Source organism: Streptomyces sp. 11x1, from assembly GCF_032598905.1.
In the GTDB taxonomy this organism is placed as follows: Bacteria; Actinomycetota; Actinomycetes; order Streptomycetales; family Streptomycetaceae; genus Streptomyces.
Genome location: NZ_CP122458.1, coordinates 6,736,067 through 6,753,963, shown reverse-complemented (window position 1 = coordinate 6,753,963; position 17,897 = coordinate 6,736,067). Strand labels below are relative to the sequence as shown.

The 17,897-nt window shown below is 72.1% G+C and carries 15 protein-coding genes and 1 pseudogene; 10 read left to right on the top strand and 6 right to left on the bottom strand.

Translation table 11 applies throughout. The features are described 5' to 3' along the window. Positions 1–97 precede the first annotated feature (97 nt). The 8 genes and pseudogenes from P8T65_RS29700 to P8T65_RS29670 all read left to right on the top strand — a co-directional run bounded on the left by P8T65_RS29700 (position 98) and on the right by P8T65_RS29670 (position 6,619). Positions 98–1,141, top strand: coding sequence for a LacI family DNA-binding transcriptional regulator (locus P8T65_RS29700; protein WP_316728246.1), 1,044 nt, complete (start codon positions 98–100; stop codon positions 1,139–1,141). Between the two features lie 448 nt (positions 1,142–1,589). Further along, positions 1,590–1,799, top strand: coding sequence for a CsbD family protein (locus P8T65_RS29695; protein ID WP_316728245.1), 210 nt, complete (start codon positions 1,590–1,592; stop codon positions 1,797–1,799). Positions 1,800–2,250: 451 nt separating this feature from the next. Further along, a complete protein-coding gene (locus tag P8T65_RS29690; protein WP_316728244.1) occupies positions 2,251–3,246 on the top strand; it encodes an iron-containing redox enzyme family protein in 996 nt (331 codons plus the stop codon). Between the two features lie 131 nt (positions 3,247–3,377). Then, on the top strand, positions 3,378–3,686 hold the full coding sequence (locus P8T65_RS29685; protein WP_316728243.1) for a CDGSH iron-sulfur domain-containing protein: 309 nt from the start codon (positions 3,378–3,380) through the stop codon (positions 3,684–3,686). A 14-nt stretch (positions 3,687–3,700) separates the two neighbouring features. Continuing rightward, positions 3,701–4,237, top strand: a pseudogene (locus P8T65_RS29680) (FAD-dependent oxidoreductase); the annotation flags it as partial. Then, the gene (locus P8T65_RS47400) at positions 4,214–4,402 is read left to right on the top strand and encodes a Rieske 2Fe-2S domain-containing protein (RefSeq protein WP_399103258.1); all 189 of its coding nucleotides are present in this window, start codon (positions 4,214–4,216) and stop codon (positions 4,400–4,402) included. The pseudogene P8T65_RS29680 and the gene P8T65_RS47400, both read left to right, overlap by 24 nt. Before the next feature lie 223 nt (positions 4,403–4,625). Then, complete coding sequence (locus P8T65_RS29675) at positions 4,626–5,432, top strand: sugar phosphate isomerase/epimerase family protein (protein WP_316728241.1); 807 nt, start codon at positions 4,626–4,628, stop codon at positions 5,430–5,432. A gap of 233 nt (positions 5,433–5,665) precedes the next feature. Then, complete coding sequence (locus tag P8T65_RS29670) at positions 5,666–6,619, top strand: MHYT domain-containing protein (RefSeq protein ID WP_316728240.1); 954 nt, start codon at positions 5,666–5,668, stop codon at positions 6,617–6,619. A 7-nt stretch (positions 6,620–6,626) separates the two neighbouring features. Here the strand turns inward: P8T65_RS29670 and P8T65_RS29665 are convergent, their stop codons facing one another. Together P8T65_RS29665 and P8T65_RS29660 are read right to left on the bottom strand one after the other, a co-directional pair. After that, positions 6,627–7,220 (bottom strand): sugar O-acetyltransferase, encoded by a 594-nt coding sequence (locus tag P8T65_RS29665; protein WP_316728239.1) that lies wholly within the window; start codon positions 7,218–7,220, stop codon positions 6,627–6,629. Positions 7,221–7,249: 29 nt separating this feature from the next. Then, on the bottom strand, positions 7,250–7,993 hold the full coding sequence (locus P8T65_RS29660) for a peptidase E (RefSeq protein ID WP_316728238.1): 744 nt from the start codon (positions 7,991–7,993) through the stop codon (positions 7,250–7,252). Positions 7,994–8,488: 495 nt separating this feature from the next. Between P8T65_RS29660 and P8T65_RS29655 the strand changes: the two genes are divergently transcribed. Beyond that, complete coding sequence (locus P8T65_RS29655) at positions 8,489–10,297, top strand: glycoside hydrolase family 3 protein (RefSeq protein ID WP_316728237.1); 1,809 nt, start codon at positions 8,489–8,491, stop codon at positions 10,295–10,297. Between the two features lie 173 nt (positions 10,298–10,470). Beyond that, positions 10,471–11,136 carry a hypothetical protein gene (locus P8T65_RS29650; protein WP_399100721.1) on the top strand — a complete coding sequence of 222 codons (666 nt, stop codon included), beginning with the start codon at positions 10,471–10,473 and terminating at the stop codon, positions 11,134–11,136. 75 nt (positions 11,137–11,211) lie between these two features. Here P8T65_RS29650 and P8T65_RS29645 read toward each other — a convergent pair whose 3' ends face one another. The 4 genes from P8T65_RS29645 to P8T65_RS29630 all read right to left on the bottom strand — a co-directional run bounded on the left by P8T65_RS29645 (position 11,212) and on the right by P8T65_RS29630 (position 17,802). After that, positions 11,212–12,642 carry a S28 family serine protease gene (locus P8T65_RS29645; protein WP_316728235.1) on the bottom strand — a complete coding sequence of 477 codons (1,431 nt, stop codon included), beginning with the start codon at positions 12,640–12,642 and terminating at the stop codon, positions 11,212–11,214. Positions 12,643–12,782: 140 nt separating this feature from the next. After that, positions 12,783–13,160 (bottom strand): hypothetical protein, encoded by a 378-nt coding sequence (locus tag P8T65_RS29640; protein ID WP_316728234.1) that lies wholly within the window; start codon positions 13,158–13,160, stop codon positions 12,783–12,785. 107 nt (positions 13,161–13,267) lie between these two features. Continuing rightward, on the bottom strand, positions 13,268–17,020 hold the full coding sequence (locus P8T65_RS29635) for an ABC transporter ATP-binding protein (RefSeq protein WP_316728233.1): 3,753 nt from the start codon (positions 17,018–17,020) through the stop codon (positions 13,268–13,270). A gap of 323 nt (positions 17,021–17,343) precedes the next feature. Then, positions 17,344–17,802: an MFS transporter gene (locus P8T65_RS29630; RefSeq protein ID WP_316728232.1), complete on the bottom strand. Its 459-nt coding sequence runs from the start codon at positions 17,800–17,802 to the stop codon at positions 17,344–17,346. Positions 17,803–17,897 lie beyond the last annotated feature (95 nt).

The window sequence follows — 17,897 nt, the reverse complement described above, 5'->3', positions numbered from 1 at the left end:
GCGAGGGGGTCGAGTTGTTCGAGGGGGCGAACGGCGATCGCGGTCGTATGGTTCCCCGACAGCCCGAACGAGACGCGCACCGGAGGACGAGAAAACGATGACTGTGACCCTGGCGGACGTGGCGGCCCGTGCGCAGGTGTCGCCGGCGACCGTCTCCCGGGTGCTCAACGGGAACTATCCAGTGGCCGCGTCCACGCGCGAGCGGGTGCTCAAGGCCGTCGACGAGCTGGACTACGTCCTCAACGGTCCCGCCAGCGCGCTCGCCGCCGCCACCTCCGACCTGGTCGGCATCCTGGTGAACGACATCGCCGACCCCTTCTTCGGGATCATGGCCGCGGCCATCCAGTCCGAGATCGGCGGGCCGGGCGGGCGCGCGGGCGGGGAGCGGCTGGGTGTGGTGTGCAACACGGGCGGCTCCCCGGAGCGCGAGCTGACCTACCTCACGCTGCTGCAGCGGCAGCGGGCTGCTGCCGTGGTGCTGACCGGCGGGGCCATCGAGGACCCGGCGCATCTGGCCGCCGTCGGCAACAAGCTGCGGAAGCTGGCGGAGGCCGGGACGCGGGTGGTGCTGTGCGGGCGGCCGCCGGCACCGGAGGCCATCGCGATCACCTTCGACAACCGGGGCGGCGGTCAGCTGCTGACCGAGCACCTGATCGGGCTGGGGCACCGGCGGCTCGGGTACATCGCCGGGCCGGAGGAGCGGACGACGACACGGCACCGGCTGGAGGGGCACCGGGCGGCGCTGGCCGCCGCCGGGATCGAGGACGATCCCCGGTGGACCGTGTACGGCCGCTACGACCGGCTCTCCGGGTACGAGGCGACGCTGGAGCTGTTGCGCCGGGACCCCTCGCTGACGGCCGTGGTCGCCGCCAACGACACGGTGGCGCTGGGGGCTTGTGCGGCGCTGCGGGACTCCGGGCTGCGGATCCCGGACGACGTGTCCGTGGCCGGGTTCGACGACCTGCCGTTCAGCATCGACGCGGTGCCGGCGCTGACGACGGTGCGGTTGCCGCTGTCGGACGCGGGGGCCCGGGCCGGGCGGATCGCGATGGGGCGCGAGGAGCCGCCGCCGGGTGGGATCGCCACGGTTCGGGGGGAGTTGATGGTGCGGGGGTCGAGTGGGGTGCCTCGGGAGGGGTGACGGGGGCTCCGCCGGGGGGTGGGGGTTGGGGGTTGGTTGGGTGCCTGCGCCTCGGCCGGGTTCGCTGTTCGGGTGCGGGGTCGGTGGGGGTTCTCGCGCAGTTCCCCGCGCCCCTGAGAGGGCGGACCGTACCTCCGCAAGGTCGTGGGCGGGCGCGGCTTCGGTGGGGGCTTTCGCGCAGTTCCCCACGCCCCTGAAAGACCGGAACGTACCCCGGCAGGGGCTCGCGGTCCGGTGCGGGTCGGTGGGGGTTCTCGCGCAGTTCCCCGGGGCGCCGTGGCTGATGTCCCTGGAGGACGGCCGCGTCGGCGCCGCGCAGCTGAGAGAAGTCGAGCGCATGGGGTTCGGCTGAGCACGGGGTTTCACGGAACGTGACGCTTCGACGCGCGAGCGTCACCGGACGGTCGTACGTTGGGCGGGAAAGTCACCCCCCACCAAGGAGGAAACCATGGCTGCCAAGAACAAGGGCAACATGGACAAGATCAAGGGCAAGGCCAAGGAGATGACCGGGAAGGTCACCGGCGACCGCGCCCAGCAGGCCGAGGGCAAGATGCAGCAGGCCCGCGGCGAGGCGAAGAAGATGAAGGGCAAGGCGCAGGAGCGCGTGCAGGAGCGCACGCGCGAGTCGCAGCGCCCGGCGGGACGCGCCGGCATCTGACACCGCCGCCCGAGCGCGACCGGCGGAACCGGTGCGAGGCCGCGGCCCGCGGGCACGCCCCGCGGCCTGCGGCCCCTGGCCTCCGGTGGCCGGTGGACGGCGGGCATCGCCCATGGGCTGCGCCCCTTGGCCGACGGCCGGTCGGCATCAGCCCTGGGCCAACGCCCCTGGGCAGCGCCCCTGGACTACGGCCCGTGGCCAGCGACCGGTGGGCATCGCCGACCTACGGTTCTCGGCCGACAGCCGGTCGCACCGGGCCCTGGGCCAACGCCCCTGGCCTGCGGCCTGCGGCCAGTGCCTGGTTCTGCCACACCCGTGCCCCGGAGGCTCCGGTCCCTGGGTCGTCGGCCTTGGTCGCGGGGCGGGTGTGGAAGGGGGCTCCCCTCCGAGGGGAGCCCCCTTCGCTCGGGCTGCCGGTGAGTAGCTCGTGGTTCGCGGGTACTCGGCGCGCATGGAGACCCAGGTGGCAGGGCCGGTGTTGCCGGAGAGCAGGGGGGCGGTCTCGGCTGCCGTCACGCGGTTCCTGCGGGGCGAGGGGGCGCCGCCCGGGAGCCGGGAGATCGCCGGGGCCGACCCCTTCGGCGACGACCTCCAGCTCGCCCTCTACCTCTGCTACGAACTGCACTACCGAGGCTTCGCCGACGTCGACGCCGACCTCGAATGGGACCCGGAGCTGCTGCGCTGCCGGGCGGCCCTGGAGTGGCCGTTCCTCGAAAGCCTGCGCGACCGGGCCACCCGGCACGTGAGTGCCCGGGAAGCCCTGGACGAGCTGCTCGTGGAACCGGCGGGCGGCGACGGCGGCGGGGTCGGCGACTTCCTCCAGGACGAGGGCGAACTGTGGCAGGTGCGCGAGTACGCGGCGCAGCGGTCGCTGTACCACCTCAAGGAGGCCGACCCGCACGCCTGGGTGCTGCCCCGGCTGTGGGGGCGGGCCAAGGCGGGCATGGCCGCCGTCGAGTTCGACGAGTTCGGCGGGGGCCGCGCCGAACGCGTGCACGCACGCCTCTTCGCCGACCTCATGACCGATCTCGGGCTCGACCCGACGTACGGCCGCTATGTGGACGCCGCCGGGGCCGAGGCGCTCGCCCTGGTGAACCTGATGTCCCTCTTCGGCCTGCACCGGGCCCTGCGCGGCGCCCTGGTGGGCCACTTCGCGACGGTCGAGATCACCTCCTCCCCCGGCTCCCGCCGGCTCGCTGGCGCCATGCGGCGGACGGGGGCCGGCGCCGCCGCCGAGCACTTCTACGACGAGCATGTCGAGGCCGACGCCGTGCACGAGCAGGTCGTACGGCGGGAGGTCGTCGCCGGGCTGCTGGAGGAGGAGCCACAGCTGGACGCCGACGTCGCCTTCGGCGTCGACGCCACCAGCCACCTGGAGGACGCCCTGGCCGACCGTCTCCTCGGAGCGTGGCGAGCGGGCCGGTCGTCACTTCGTACACCGGTCTGAGGAGGACGGATCATGCCCCCCAGGGGGCGGAGGGCCACGTCGATGGCACGACGGTCGACGGTACGGCGGTACGGCGGTCGACGGGCGGGTCTCCGGGAGTGTCCGTGAGAAGGAAGAGTTGGTGATCATCCGTGTCGAACGTTCCCGCCGGACGCCGCCGCGTCACCCTGCAGCGTGGTCCCGGTCCGCTTCTCGTCGAAGGGCCGGTCGAGGTCACGCTGGAGGACGGGAAGACCGTGTCGTCCGACCGCTTCTGCGTGGCCCTGTGCACCTGCTGCCGCAGCCGTATCTACCCGTGGTGCGACACCAGCCACCGGCGCCGGACCGCCGCCGCTGAACGCGGGCCCACCAAGGGCACCGCCCCCACCGGCACCGACCCCACCGCAGACTCCGCAGCCTCCGCCGACGACCAGCGCCGTACCCAGCCGCCGTCCGACTGAAGGGCCCCCGAGTCATGCAGCACAAGCAGCAGCCGGAGCAGAAGTCGTACTGGATCGAGAGCGCCCCGCAGGAAGGCGCGTACCCGGCGTTGGACGGGGAGCTGGTCGTCGACGTGGCGGTGGTGGGGGCGGGGATCGCGGGGATCAGTACGGCGTGGGAGCTGGCGCGGCGGGGGCGGCGGGTGGCCCTGCTGGAGGCGGACCGGGTCGCCGCCGGCGTCACCGGGCACACGACCGCCAAGGTGACCGCCCAGCACACGCTGATCTACGACCGGCTGCGGCGGACCCGGGGCGCGGAGGCCGCCGCGCTGTACGCGCGGTCGCAGACCGAGGCGATCCGGCACGCCGCCGAGGTGGTGGAGGAGCTGGGGATCGCCTGCGACTGGGAGGACGCGGCGTCCTACACGTACGCCGAGGACGAGGGGGGCGTCGCGGAGCTGCGGGCCGAGGCGGAGGCGGCTCGGGAGGCCGGGCTGCCGGCCGAGTTCGTGACGGAGACGGGACTGCCGTTCCCGGTCGCGGGGGCGGTGCGGGTCGCGGAGCAGGCGCAGTCGCTCCACGCCGTCTCCGCCCGCTGTACGCACATGGGCTGCCTGGCCGGCTTCAACCGCGCCGAACGCGCCTGGGAGTGCCCCTGCCACGGCTCCCGCTTCGACACCGAGGGCCGCATCGTCCAGGGCCCGGCGACGAAGCCGCTGGAGCGGCGGGACATCTGAGGCGGCCGGGCATGCGGGCCACACCGCGTGAGTGCGTGCGGGGGCCTCTCGCGCAGTCCCTCGCGCCCCTGAATGCGTCGGGCCCGGCGGCAGTTCGGCCGGCGCCGAACACCTGCGCGCCCACCGCCCGCGCGACAGCGGTGTCCGCCGTACGGCGCCCCTCGGCCCGCCCACCCCCGGCGGGGTGCCGCACCGTACCGGCCGGCGTGTACGGTGCGAAGGCATGAAACTCGCGTTTTCCACCCTCGGTGTTCCCGGTCTTCCCATCGCCGACGTCGTGCGGCTCGCCGCGACGCACGGCTATCACGGTGTCGAACTGCGTGCCCATCCCGAGGAGCCGGTGCATCCGGGCATCGGGGCCGGCGAGCGGGCCGAGGTGGTGGCCGAGTTCAAGGCGGCGGGCGTGGAGATCCTCGGGGTCGCCGGTTACGCGCGGGTCGCCGCGCCCGGCGAGGACGGTCCCGTGCTGGACGAGATCCGCGCCCTCCTCGACCTGGCCCGGGACCTGGGCGCCCCGTTCGTCCGTGTCTTCCCCGGCGCCGACCTGGCCGGCGGTCAGAGCGTGGAGGAGGCCGACGCGATCGCCGCACGGCGGCTCGGCACGGCGGCCGAGGACGCCGCCGACCGGGGCGTACGCGTCCTGCTGGAGACCCACGACTCGCACCGCACCGGCGCCGACGCCATCCGGGTGCTCGGTCCGGTCGGCCACGGCAGCGTCGGCTCGCTCTGGGACGTGATGCACACCTGGCTCGGCGGCGAACAGCCCGCCGAGTCCTACGCCGCCCTCTCCCCCTCCCTCGGCTACGTCCAGGTCAAGGACATCGCCTCCGCCGACGACACCACCCCGCTCCCGCTCGGCGCGGGCGTGCTCCCGCTCGGCGAGTGCGTCGAGCTCCTCTCCCGCAAGGAGTGGGACGGCTGGCTCTGCTGGGAGTACGAGAAGCGGTGGTACGAGGCGGCCGCGCCGCTGCCGGAACTCCTTGCGGCGGGACGGGAGCACCTCGGGCGGCTCCTCAACGACGCGGCGTAACACCGACCACCCGCCGTCAAGCCATGGCCTGAGCTTGAAAAATCAAGCTCAGGCCATGTACGTCGCGGATTTTGACCGCGAATCAGTATCGAGTCACCCAAAGCCGATCACCCGCCGAGCAGATACCGACAGTAACTCTTGGAAAACAGAGCGCTCCGGTACGCGCTTGCAGCAGACTTGCCTCCCGCAACCAGCCACTGCGCAACTGGCCATGTATCGGGGGAATTTGGCATATGCAAGGCACGGTCGACGGTTTCAGCTACGGTGCGGCCACCCCGGTGGCCGCCTATGTCATGGCCTGCCTGGGCGCCGCGCTCGGACTGCGCTGTGTGGTCAGGTCGGTCTACAACGAGCGCTCCTGGAAGCCCGGTTGGCTGGCCCTGGGGGCCGCGAGCATCGGCTGCGGCATCTGGACGATGCACTTCATCGCGATGGTCGGCTTCCGGGTGAAGGAGAGCCCCATCCACTACGACGTCGGACTGACGGTGCTCAGCCTCGCCGTCGCCATCACCGTCGTCGGCATCGGGGTGTTCGCCGTGGGCTACCGCGGCGTCAGCAGGTCCACCCTCTGCACGGCGGGATCCGTCACGGGCCTCGGCGTGGCTGCCATGCACTACCTGGGCATGGCCGCCATCCAGTTGAACGGCTACATCCAGTACGACATCGCCGTCGTCGCCCTCTCCGTGGGCATCGCCATCGTCGCCGCGACCGCCGCGCTCTGGGCGGCCGTGTCGATCCGGGGCTTCCTGACCAGCCTGGGGGCCAGCCTGGTGATGGGGGTCGCCGTGTCCGGCATGCACTACACCGGGATGGCCGCGGTCGGGGTGCACCTCCACGGCACGACCGGCGGCACGTTCACCGGCGAATCACCCACGTCGATCCTCCTGCCCATGCTCATCGGGCCGGTCATCTTCCTGCTCCTCGCGGGCGTCGTCGTGATGTTCGACCCGCTGCTCGTGCTGGGCGAGGGCGAGTGGGACCGGTCGGCCGGCCGGCAGCGGGAACGGGAACGCGAGCGGCCGGAGCCCCGGGAATCCCGGCACCCCCGGCAGTCCTGGCGGGCCGACCGCCCGGACGTTCCCCTCCAGCACCCCGACGACTCCGCCCCCGCGTCCCTCTTCGAACCCCAGCCCCGCCGCCCCCGGGAGCAGCCGCAGGGCGCGGGGCGCCGGGTACGGGAGTGGTGAGGCAGTTTCATGACCGGGTGGTGAGGTCCTCGTCCGTGATGGCGCGGACCACCCGGCACGGTGTACCCAGCGCGACGGTCATCGGCGGAATGTCACGGCTGACGACGCTGCCGGCGCCGATGACCGAGCCGTAGCCGATCCGGACGCCGGGCAGGACGACCGCATTGCTGCCGATCCAGACCTTGTCCTCGATCACGATCGGCTCCGAGAAGCGTCCGAAGTCGGCGCGGCGCGAGGGGTGCACGGGGTGCCCCGTCGTCGTCAGCGTCACGCTGGGCGCGATCATGACATCGTTGCCTATGCGGATGTCCACGTCGTCGACGAACGTCAGGTTCACGTTCCCGAAGAAGTCGTCGCCGATGTGCACGTTGCTGCCGAAGCCCGCGTGGAACGGCGGCAGCAGCACCGTGCGCTCACCGATCGACCCGAAGATCTCGACGAGCAGCGCGCGACGCCGCTCCGCCTCACCCGGTGGGGTCTGGTTGTACGCGAAGATCTGATCCGTACGCCGTCGGGACGCCTGGAAGGCCGCCTCGGACTCGGTGTAGACGAGGCCCCCGGCAATCCGGGCCAGAACTTCTTCCTCACGAGAACCCGACACCGCTGGGCACTCCCTTCCTCGACGTGCTGCTACGACCGACGCGGCTCGGGCAGGAGCCGCGGCGTGACTCGTTCCTCCACCACCGTGTCGCCGTCGCGGTGGACCATGTACGCCCCCTTGTCGGGGAGTTCGGCGACCGCCTCCACCAGGCGTGTGCCCCGGTAGACGAGCCCGACCCCGTCGTCCGTGCAATGGGTCTCCGGCAGCGTGCCGTCGGCGACGAGGCGGTGCACCAGGGGCCGCCGCCCCTCGTCGCTGTCGTAGTGCACGCCGTTGCCGTACGGCAGGTACGCCAACGCGTCCGTCACCGGGCGGAGTCGGGGGCCGAAGGAGTCCGTCGTCCCGCCCCGGAACCAGCAGATGGAGCCCGCGCTGACGCCGCTCAGGACGACGCCCGACCGCCAGGCGCGGCGGAGTATCCGGTCGAGGCCGTGGACGCGCCAGACGGCCAGCAGGTTGGCGACCGAGCCGCCCATGACCCACACGACGTCCTGTTCCAGGACCGCCGACTCGATGTCCTCGATGTTGGGCATCGGGAAGAGCGCGAGCGGGGTCAGATCGAAGCCCGCGACCCGCGCGGCCTCGCTCATGCGCGCGGTCATGTGCTCGGAGTCCCCGACCGCCGTACCGACGTACATGACCTTCGGCCGCCGCCCGTTCACCCCCGACAGTTCCACGGCGTGGTGCACGAGCGAATGGAAGGTCACCCGGGTGCGGTCACCGATGCGGTGGCCGCCCGAGGTCGCGACGATGGTGGGTTCGGGGGCGGTCATGCCCCGGAGCGTAGCGGCAGGGCCGCGAAGGTCCCCTTCTCCCCCGCCCCGTCGTCTTCCAGGCCCGCAGGGCCTGGTCCTTCAGGGGCGCGGGGAACTGCGCGAGAAGCCCCACCGGAGTCGCACCCGCCCACCGAACCGCACCCCCAGAGCTATGAGGCACCCCACCCACCCCACCCGCACCAACTTCCGAAATCGCCCCCTCCCCGGGAACCCGAACCCACCCCGCCCCGTCCAACCCCCATGCCGCCGGATGAGTCTCCGCAGTGCGGTGTCGGCCTCGCTGCTGGCTGCGAACGCTGACCAACCCTCTCCGCCGCCTGCGGCCGGCCGCACGCCGTCACCGGCGCGCCCCCTCCACAGCGCCGGTGACGGCCCCTCAGTCCCCGCCACCCGCCCGCGTCGCGTTCCCTTGACCGGAAGAAACTTCCCGGATAATCGTGACACCTTGGAAGTTTCCTTCAGTCCTCCGGATCTCCGGAAGGAGCGACGCACGTGCCCTCCAGACGTACCGTTCTCGCCGCCACCGCAGGCGTCACCTCGGCCCTGGCCCTCGGCACCGACGCACAGGCCGCCTCCCCCCACCGCCCCGACAAGAGACTCCGCGCTCTCATCGCGCGCATGAGCCTGGAGGAGAAGGTCGGCCAGCTCTTCGTGATGCGGGTGTACGGGCACTCGGCGACCTCACCGGACCCGGCCGACATCGATGCCAACCTCCAGGAACTGGGCGTGCGCACGGCCGCCGAGCTGCTGGCGAAGTACCGGGTCGGCGGGATCATCTACTTCTCCTGGGCGCACAACACCCGCGACCCGCACCAGATCGCCGCCCTCTCCAACGGCATCCAGCGTGCCTCCCTCGCCCTCCCCCGGGGCCTGCCCGTCCTCGTCTCCACCGACCAGGAACACGGCATCGTGGCCCGCGTCGGCAGGCCCGCCACCCTGCTGCCGGGTGCGATGGCCCTCGGCGCGGGCGGCTCCCGCACGGACGCCCGCGAGGCCGGACGCGTCGGCGGGGCCGAGCTGCGGGCGCTCGGCATCCGGCAGGACTACGCCCCGGTCGCCGACGTGAACGTCAACCCGGCCAACCCCGTCATCGGCGTCCGCTCCTTCGGCGCCGACCCGCAGGCGGTCGCGGGGCTGGTCGCCGCGCAGGTGCAGGGGTACCAGGGGGCGGGGGTCGCGGCGACCGCCAAGCACTTCCCGGGTCACGGGGACACGGCCGTCGACAGTCACTACGGCTTCCCGGTGATCGAGCACACCCGGGAGCAGTGGACGGCCCTGGACGCCCCGCCGTTCCGGGCCGGGATCCGCGCCGGCATCGACTCGATCATGACCGCGCACATCATGGTCCCCGCGCTGGACCCCACCGGCGACCCGGCCACCCTCTCCCGCCCGATCCTCACCGGCATCCTGCGCGAGCAGCTGGGCTACGACGGGGTCGTGGTCACCGACTCGCTCGGCATGCAGGGCGTACGGGAGAAGTACGGGGACGACCAGGTGCCGGTGCTGGCGCTGAAGGCGGGCGTTGACCAGCTCCTCAACCCACCCTCGATCGACGTGGCGTGGAACGCGGTCCTGGCCGCCGTACGCTCCGGCGAGTTGACCGAGGCTCGGCTCGACGAGTCGATCCTGCGGATCCTGCGGCTCAAGGCGAAGCTCGGGCTGTTCGAGCGGCCGTACGTGAGTGAGGCCGGGGTCGACCGGGTCGTGGGGATCCGGCGGCATCTCGACGCCGCCGACCGGATCGCGGAACGGACCACCACGCTCCTGGTCAACGAGGGCTCGCTGCTGCCGCTGTCCCGGCGTACGCACCGCAATGTGCTGGTGGTGGGCGCCGACCCGGCCTCCCCGTCGGGCACCACGGGACCGCCCACGGCCGTCCTCGCCGCCGAACTCACCTCGCTGGGCTTCTCGGCCACCAGCCTGTCCACCGGTACGGCCCCCACCCCGGCCCTCGTCGACCAGGCCGTGGCGGCGGCCCGGGGCAAGGACGCCGTGGTCGTGGGGACGTACAACGTGACGGCGGACAGTACCCAGCGGACCCTGGTCGCACGGCTGCTGGCCACCGGGGTGCCGATGGTGGCGGTCGCGATCCGCAACCCGTACGACGTGGCCCAACTGCGGGACGTGAAGGGCTACTTGGCCTCGTACTCCTGGACGGACGTCGAGGTCCGGGCGGCCGCGCGCGTGCTGGCCGGGCAGGTGGCGCCGCGCGGGAAGCTGCCGGTGCCGGTGCAGCGGGCCGACAAGCCGGCGGAGGTGCTGTACCTGATCGGACACGGCCTGACGTACGGACCGGCCTGACGTACGGATCCGGCCACGGACCCTGACTACGGACCCTGGTGTAAAGCTCCTGACGTACGGGGCCTACGCCGCACACCTCGCGCACCACCCCCAAGTGGCGCAAAGCACACGGTATGTCTGACGTGGCCCTCGGCACGGGGTCACGCTGGACGGGGGTTCATCGGGGGGTGTTCATGCGGCGTGTGTGTCTCGTTCGACAGGTGTGCACAGGGGTGCTCGCGGTCGCCGTCCTGCTCGCCGTCGCGGCGCTCGCCGGGTGTCAGGCCTGGTCGGGCGGGGTCGGCGAGGAGTCCGGGGAGCGGGCGGCCGCGACCGCGACGGCCGCGCCGACCCGGCCGGCCGGGTACGGGACGGTGTTCCTCGGGGTGGACGAGTGCAGTTCGTTCGGGACGACCAGCTTCAGCGAGGTGCCCTGTGCGAGCGAGCGGGCCGCCGCCCGGGTCGTGGCCCGGCACGACGGCCGGGTCGGGCAGGGGCCGTTGTGCCCGCCGACCACCGACTTCGTCCTCCACATCAGCGAGTCCGCCGACGACCGCAACGGCTACGACGAGGACGGCGACGGTTCCGTCCCGCAGGGCTACGCCTGTATGCGCAAGCTCCAGCCGCCGCATCCGGGCGATCCCGGCGGCGGGGGCGGCCCCCGCACCATCGTCGGCGACTGCGTCTACGGCGCCGGGCGGGGCGAGGTCCGTGAGACCGCCTGCGACGGCGGGGGCAAGCACGCTCCGGAGTACGAGGTGACCACGGCCGTCGACAGTGAGGCACGGTGTCCGGCCACGACCGACCTGTACGTACGGCTGGGCGGCAGCCGACCGGTGGGGTGCGCGGTGCCGGTGTGACAGGGGTCGAGCCCCGGTGCCGCTGTTCGGCGGCTCCGGGGCTCGGCTCACTGTGACGCTCAGGCGCTTGGCGCGCTACGGCCTCAGCGCGGGCTCCCGCTCGACGTCACGCTTGTCGAGCTTGGAGTCGAACTTCGCCAGCGGCTTCGCCTTGCTCGGGTCCGCCTGGACGGCGGCCGGGGCGACACCCGCCCACTTCAGGATCCGGGCCGTGGCCAGGTCCTTCTGCGCCTCGACGAGACCGGCGACGTTGGCGCCGTGGTTGGCGCCGGGGGCCGTGAGCACGTACGAGTCACGGGCCTTCTTGCCCAGGTGGAACGGCTCGGCGCCCCACGGGTCGTTCTGCCCGTAGACGAAGAGCATCTGCTTGGCGTTGTTGCGGACCCAGGTGTCGACGTCCCGCATCGCCTTCGGCTGGAACTTCATCTTGATGTCCCGGGGGACGAAGTTCCGGGGCGGCTGGTAGCCGTAGCGGATGTACTTCTTCTCGATGTGCGGGAACTTGATCGTGGGCGCGCCCAGCTGCGTACCGGCCTGGTAGAAGTACGGCGTGTACGGCGCGAGGCCCTGGTCGGCGTAGAAGGAGAAGCCGGAGATCGTGTCGATCGACGTCCAGATCTCGTCGTCCGTGGCCTTCTTGGCGTCCTTCGGGATGACGTCGCTGTCGCAGTCGGCGAGTGTGCTGTACTGCCAGAAGCCCCAGACGTAGTCGAGGACGACCGCCTCGTACGCCTTGTCGAGGCTGCCGACCGTCTGGAAGGTGAAGCCCTCGGCGGCGGCGACCTCCGCGTACTTCTTCTCCAGCGGCTCACGACGGACGAGGGCCTCGCGCTGCACGGCGTTCAGCCGGTCGCGGCACTCCTTGGTGCCGACCTTGGCGAAGAACCGGTCGTACGCCGAGTCCTCCTTGTTGACGACGTCGTTGGGGGCGACGTACGCGACGACGCCGTCCATGTCCTTCGGGTAGAAGCGCTCGTAGTAGGTGGCCGTCATACCGCCCTTGGAGCCACCGGTGGAGATCCACTTCTTGCCGTAGATCTTCTTCAGCGCCTTGAAGATCCGGTGCTGGTCGCTGGCCGCCTGCCAGATGTCGAGCTTGGACCAGTCGGCCGGGTCGGGCCGGGACGGGTTGAAGAAGCGGTACTCCATGGAGATCTGGTTGCCGTCCACGATCTGCGTGGGTTCACGGCGGCCGGGGTTGGTGGAGACGTTGTAACCGCCGGTGTAGAAGACCGTCGGTCGGGCCGTGTCCTTGTGCAGCACGGTGATCCGCTGCTTGAACGTCCCCTTCTTCGGGTTCCTGTGGTCCACCGGCTGGGTGAAGCCCAGGACGAAGAAGCGGTAACCCGGGTACGGCTTCTCCTCGATCAGGCTCACCCCCGGTATCGCGAGCAGCCGGTCCTTGATGTCACCGGCGTCCGACCCCGCGGCGTGGGCCGTCCCCGCCGTGCTCAACGTGCCGATGAGCACGACGAACGACAGCACCCATCCGAGTGCTTTGCGCATGCGTTCTCTCCCCTATGCAGCGGCTGTGCGCCGGAAGCTATCGGAGCGAGTGCCGGGGCACCAGGGAAGAAAGGGGCCAACTGGACTGCTTTCGGCCGCAGATGGGAGCGATAGGGAAAACCCTGTGCGGCGGGGGATGTTCAGCGCAGGATCCAGCCCGAGTCGAAGGTCTCGCCGCCGGCGCGGGCCTTGATCCGTACGGCGCGGCGGCCGGCGTGGACCGTCACGGGGCCGGCGGGGCGCTTCTTGTTGAGGACCCACTGGCCGCCCCGGGCCCGGATGCGGACGGTGCCCTTGCCGGCCTGCTTCCTGGGCACGAGGACGGCGCAGACGTAGCGGCTGCCCTTGCGGTAGACCTTCACGGTGCCGGTGTCGAACGTCAGGGTCCGCACCTTGCGCCCGGGGCACGACGCGGCGGCCTCCGCGCCGGCCGCCGGGCCCGCCAGGGTCAGCAGACCGGCGATCGTCAGTACGGCCAGCACGAGCGCCGTCGGCCGACACGTCCCCCGTCTGCTCACCCGCTGCCCCTCCCGTCACATGGCCGTACTGATGTACGGACGCACGCCCCCAGTCGAACGGTTGCGCGCGCGGGTCGAAACACCCCGAAGGTCCCCTATGGCCGCAGTTATGAGCGCAGCGCCGGCTCGCCCACGAAGGTGCGCCAGAGGGCGGCGTACCGGCCGTCGCGGGCCAGCAGTTCGTCGTGGGTGCCGTCCTCGGCGACCCGGCCGTGGTCCATCACGACGACGCGGTCGGCGCGGGCGGCCGTGGTGAGGCGGTGGGCCACGACCAGGGTCGTACGGCGGCCGGCGAGGCGGTCGGTGGCCTGGCTGACCTGCGCCTCGGTGGCCAGGTCCAGGGCCGCCGTCGCCTCGTCGAGGAGCAGGATGTCGGGGTTCACCAGCTCCGCGCGGGCCAGCGCGATCAGCTGGCGCTGGCCGGCGGAGAGGTTGCGGCCGCGTTCGGCGACCCCGTGCAGATAGCCGCCGTCGAGCGTGGCGATCATGTCGTGGGCGCCTACGGCACGGGCGGCGGCCTCCACCTCCGCGTCGGTGGCCTCGGGGCGGCCGTAGGCGATGGCGTCCCGGATCGTGCCCTGGAAGAGGTACGCCTCCTGCGGGACGACGCCGAGCCGGTGCCGGTACGAGGTGAGGTCGAGGTCGCGCAGGTCGGTGCCGTCGACCGTGACCCGGCCGCCGGTGGGGTCGTAGAAGCGGGCGACCAGCTTGACCAGCGTGGACTTGCCGGCGCCGGTCTCGCCGACGAAGGCGACGGTCTGTCCGGCGGGGATGCGCAGGGCGACCCCCCGCAGAGCCGCTTCCTCCTCGCCGGAGCCCCCGTACGCGAAGTCGACGTCCTCGAAGGCGATCTCGCCGCGCAGGGAGAGCACCTCCAGGGGTTCGGGGGCCGCCTTCGTCGAGGTCGGCTCCTGGAGGAGCTCCTGGATGCGGCCCAGGGAGACGGTGGCCTGCTGGTAGCCGTCGAAGACCTGGGAGAGCTGCTGGACGGGGGCGAAGAAGAGGTCGATGTAGAGGAGGTAGGCGACCAGGGCGCCGGTGGTGAGGGTGCCCGCGTCGACCCGGTGGGCGCCGACGATCAGGACGGCGGCCGCGGCGGCCGAGGACAGGAACTGCACGAACGGGAAGTAGACCGAGATCAGCCACTGGCCGTGGACGCGGGCCCGACGGTAGCTGTCGCTGCCGGCCGCGAACCGCTCGCCGCCCTCGCGCTCGCCCCGGAACGCCTGCACGATCCGCAGCCCGGCCACCGACTCCTGGAGGTCCGCGTTGACCACGGACACCCGCTCGCGGGCCAGCTCGTACGCCTTCACGCTCGCCCGGCGGAAGTAGACCGTGCCGACGATCAGCGGCGGGAGCGTGGCGAAGACGACGAGGGCGAGCTGTACGTCGATCACGAGCAGGGCGCCCATGATGCCGAAGAAGGTGACGACGGAGACGAACGCGGTGACCAGTCCGGTCTGCAGGAAGGTCGAGAGGGCGTCGACGTCCGTCGTCATCCGCGTCATGATGCGGCCGGTCAACTCCCGCTCGTAGTAGTCGAGTCCGAGGCGCTGGAGCTGGGCGAAGATCTTCAGGCGCAGGGAGTAGAGGACGCGTTCGCCGGTACGGCCGGTCATCCGCATCTCGCCGATCTGCGCCGCCCACTGGGCGCCGACCGCGAGCAGCCCGAGCAGGGACGCGGCCCAGACCGCGCCGAGGGCCGCCTGGGAGACGCCGTCGTCGATGCCGTGCCGGATCAGCACCGGCAGCAGCAGGCCCATGCCCGCGTCGACGGCGACCAGGGCGAGACTGAGGGCGAGGGCCGCGCCGAAGCCGCGCAGCAACCGCTTCAGGCCGTACGACTCCTCCGGTGCGACCGCGCGGGCCTCGTCGATGCCGGGGGTGTCGGTCGCCGGGGGCAGCGCCTCCACCTGGGCGAGGAGTTCGGGGGTGGCGGGGGTGCCGTCGAACGCGGTGTCCCGGGGCTCCCGGTCGCCCGTCCACAGCCGGGGGGTGATGCCGCGCTCGGCGTCGAACTCGGCGTCCAGCTCGTCCCGTATCGAGTCGCGGACGGTGGTGTCCTCGGCCTTGGTGAGCGAGGTCGGCGGGGTGTGGCCGGGTGAGACGCCGCCCAGTTCGTCGGGGTCGGTGAGCAGCCTGCGGTAGAGGGCGGAGCGGCGCTCCAGCTCCTCGTGGGTGCCCAGGTCGGCGAGGCGGCCGTCGTCGAGGACGGCGATGCGGTCGGCGAGGCCGAGGGTGGAGCGGCGGTGGGCGATGAGGAGGGTGGTGCGGCCCTCCATGACGTGCTTGAGCGCCTCGTGGATCTCGTGCTCCACGCGGGCGTCGACCGCCGAGGTCGCGTCGTCGAGGACGAGCAGGCGCGGGTCGGTGAGGATGGCGCGGGCGAGGGCGACGCGCTGGCGCTGGCCGCCGGAGAGGGTGAGGCCGTGCTCGCCGACCTTGGTGGCGTAGCCGTCGGGCAGTTCGTCGATGAAACGGTCCGCCTGGGCGGCGCGGGCGGCCGTCCGGATCTGTTCGTCGGTGGCGTCCGGGCGACCGTACGCGATGTTGGCGCGGACCGTGTCGGAGAAGAGGAAGGAGTCCTCGGGGACCAGGCCGATCGCGGCGCGCAGCGAGTCGAGGGTGAGTTCGCGGACGTCGTGGCCGCCGATGAGGACGGCGCCGCGCGTCACGTCGTAGAAGCGCGGCAGGAGGAGCGAGACGGTCGACTTGCCGGAGCCGGAGGAGCCGACGACGGCGAGGGTCTCGCCGGGCCGGATCTCGAAGCTGAGGCCGTCGAGGACGGGGCGGATCTTGCCGGAGGCGTCCTCATATCCGAAGGACACGTCGTCGAATTCGACGGTCGCGGGCGCGTCGGCGGGGAGCGTCTTCCTGCCGTCGGCGAGCGTCGGCTCGGTGTCGATCAGCTCCAGGACGCGTTCCGTGCCGGCGCGGGCCTGCTGGCCGACGGTGAGGACCATGGCGAGCATGCGGACCGGGCCGACCAGCTGGGCCAGGTACGTGGAGAAGGCCACGAACGTACCGAGCGTGATGTGGCCCCGGACGGCCAGCCAGCCGCCGAGCGCCAGCATGGCGACCTGGCCGAGGGCGGGGACGGCCTGGAGGGCGGGGGTGTACCGGGAATTGAACCGGATGGTGCGCAGCCGCCCGGCGAACAGCCTCCGTCCGACCTCCCGGAGCTTGCCGGTCTCCTGCTCCTCCTGCCCGAACCCCTTCACCACGCGTACGCCGCTGACGGCGCCGTCGACCACGCCCGCGACGGCGGCGGCCTGGGCCTGGGCGTACCAGGTGGCGGGGTGCAGCTTGGTGCGGCTGCGCCGGGCGATCCACCACAGTGCGGGGGCGACGGCGATCGCGACCAGGGTGAGCGGGACGGACAGCCAGGCCATGATCACGAGGGAGATCAGGAACAGCAGGATGTTGCCGATGGTCATCGGCAGCATGAAGAGCAGGCCCTGGATCAGCTGGAGGTCGCTGGTGGCGCGGCCGACGACCTGGCCGGTGGACAGCTCGTCCTGGCGGCGGCCGTCGAGGGCGGTGATCGTGCCGAACATCTCGGTCCGCAGGTCGTGCTGGACGTCGAGGGCGAGGCGGCCGCCGTAGTAGCGGCGGATGTAGGTGAAGACGTACACGAGGAGGGCAGCGCCGATCAGGGCCGCCGCCCAGGGGGTCATGTCCCGGGTCTTGTCCCCGATGACGTCATCGATGATCACCTTGGTGATCAGGGGGACCAGCGCCATCACGGCCATACCGGCCAGGGACGAGCCGAGGGCGAGGACCACGTCCTTGGGGTAGCGCCAGGCGTATCCGGCCAGTCTGCGCGCCCAACCTCGGTCGCCCCCCTGTTGCGCTGCCACGCCGGTGCCCTCCGTTCGTCCTGGTCTCCGCAAGTGACCAACACGGCGGGAGTGGGATTTCATCCCGCCGCGATATTTGGGGCCGGGGCGCCTAGTAGCTCGGGGCCGACTGTTCGGAGGGCGGGTGCGGGTGCGTGGGGCTTCTCGCGCAGTTCCCCGTGCCCCTGAAAGACCAGGCCCTGCGGGCCTGAGAGTCGACAAGGCTGCCGGGTGAGAAGCACGGGGCGCAGCCCCTGCTTTTCAGGGGCGCGGGGAACTGCGCGAGAAGCCCCACCGGAGCCGCACCCGCCCTCCGAGCAGTCGGCCCCGAGCTATGAGGCGCCCTACGCCGCAGCCCCCTCCCGCTCCTCCTCCGCGGTCTCGACGGCGGCAGCCGTCTCGTCCCCGCTGAACAGACAGATCGCGGCGCACCCGGCGGCGATCAGCGCGGCGATGTACCAGTTCGCGCTCGGGACGTCCCAGGACAGGGCCAGGTCGAAGAGGATGCCCGCCAGCAGGGAGCCGATCATGTTGCCGGCGCTGCGGAAGAAGTGCATCGCGCCCATGGCCTTGGCGAGGCGGTCCGCCGGGACCTTGCGGGCGACCCAGATGTCGAAGGAGGGGACGAAGAGGATCTCGCCCAGCACCACGGTGAGGCAGCCCACGGCCACCCAGGGGACGGTGCGGCCCGCGCCGAACGCGGTGAAGGCGACCGTCACGCCCGCCAGACCGAGCGCCGTCACGGCCCCCGGGCGCAGGTGCTTGATCAGGAACTTGAACAGGGGGTACTGGAGCACCAGCACCGTCAGCCCCGTGATCCAGAAGGGGGCCGACGGGGCTCACCCGGACGCGTACTCCTCCATGTGCAGCGGGATGCCGACCATGAAGCCGATGGAGA

Bases quoted from the DNA above. Each gene is read 5' to 3' on its own strand.
- P8T65_RS29660 (WP_316728238.1), bottom strand. From the start codon at position 7,993: ATGACCGCCCCCGAACCCACCATCGTCGCGACCTCGGGCGGCCACCGC.
- P8T65_RS29650 (WP_399100721.1), top strand. From the start codon at position 10,471: ATGCGGCGTGTGTGTCTCGTTCGACAGGTGTGCACAGGGGTGCTCGCG.
- P8T65_RS29695 (WP_316728245.1), top strand. From the start codon at position 1,590: ATGGCTGCCAAGAACAAGGGCAACATGGACAAGATCAAGGGCAAGGCC.
- P8T65_RS29700 (WP_316728246.1), top strand. From the start codon at position 98: ATGACTGTGACCCTGGCGGACGTGGCGGCCCGTGCGCAGGTGTCGCCG.
- P8T65_RS29675 (WP_316728241.1), top strand. From the start codon at position 4,626: ATGAAACTCGCGTTTTCCACCCTCGGTGTTCCCGGTCTTCCCATCGCC.
- P8T65_RS29645 (WP_316728235.1), bottom strand. From the start codon at position 12,642: ATGCGCAAAGCACTCGGATGGGTGCTGTCGTTCGTCGTGCTCATCGGC.
- P8T65_RS29670 (WP_316728240.1), top strand. From the start codon at position 5,666: ATGCAAGGCACGGTCGACGGTTTCAGCTACGGTGCGGCCACCCCGGTG.
- P8T65_RS29690 (WP_316728244.1), top strand. From the start codon at position 2,251: ATGGAGACCCAGGTGGCAGGGCCGGTGTTGCCGGAGAGCAGGGGGGCG.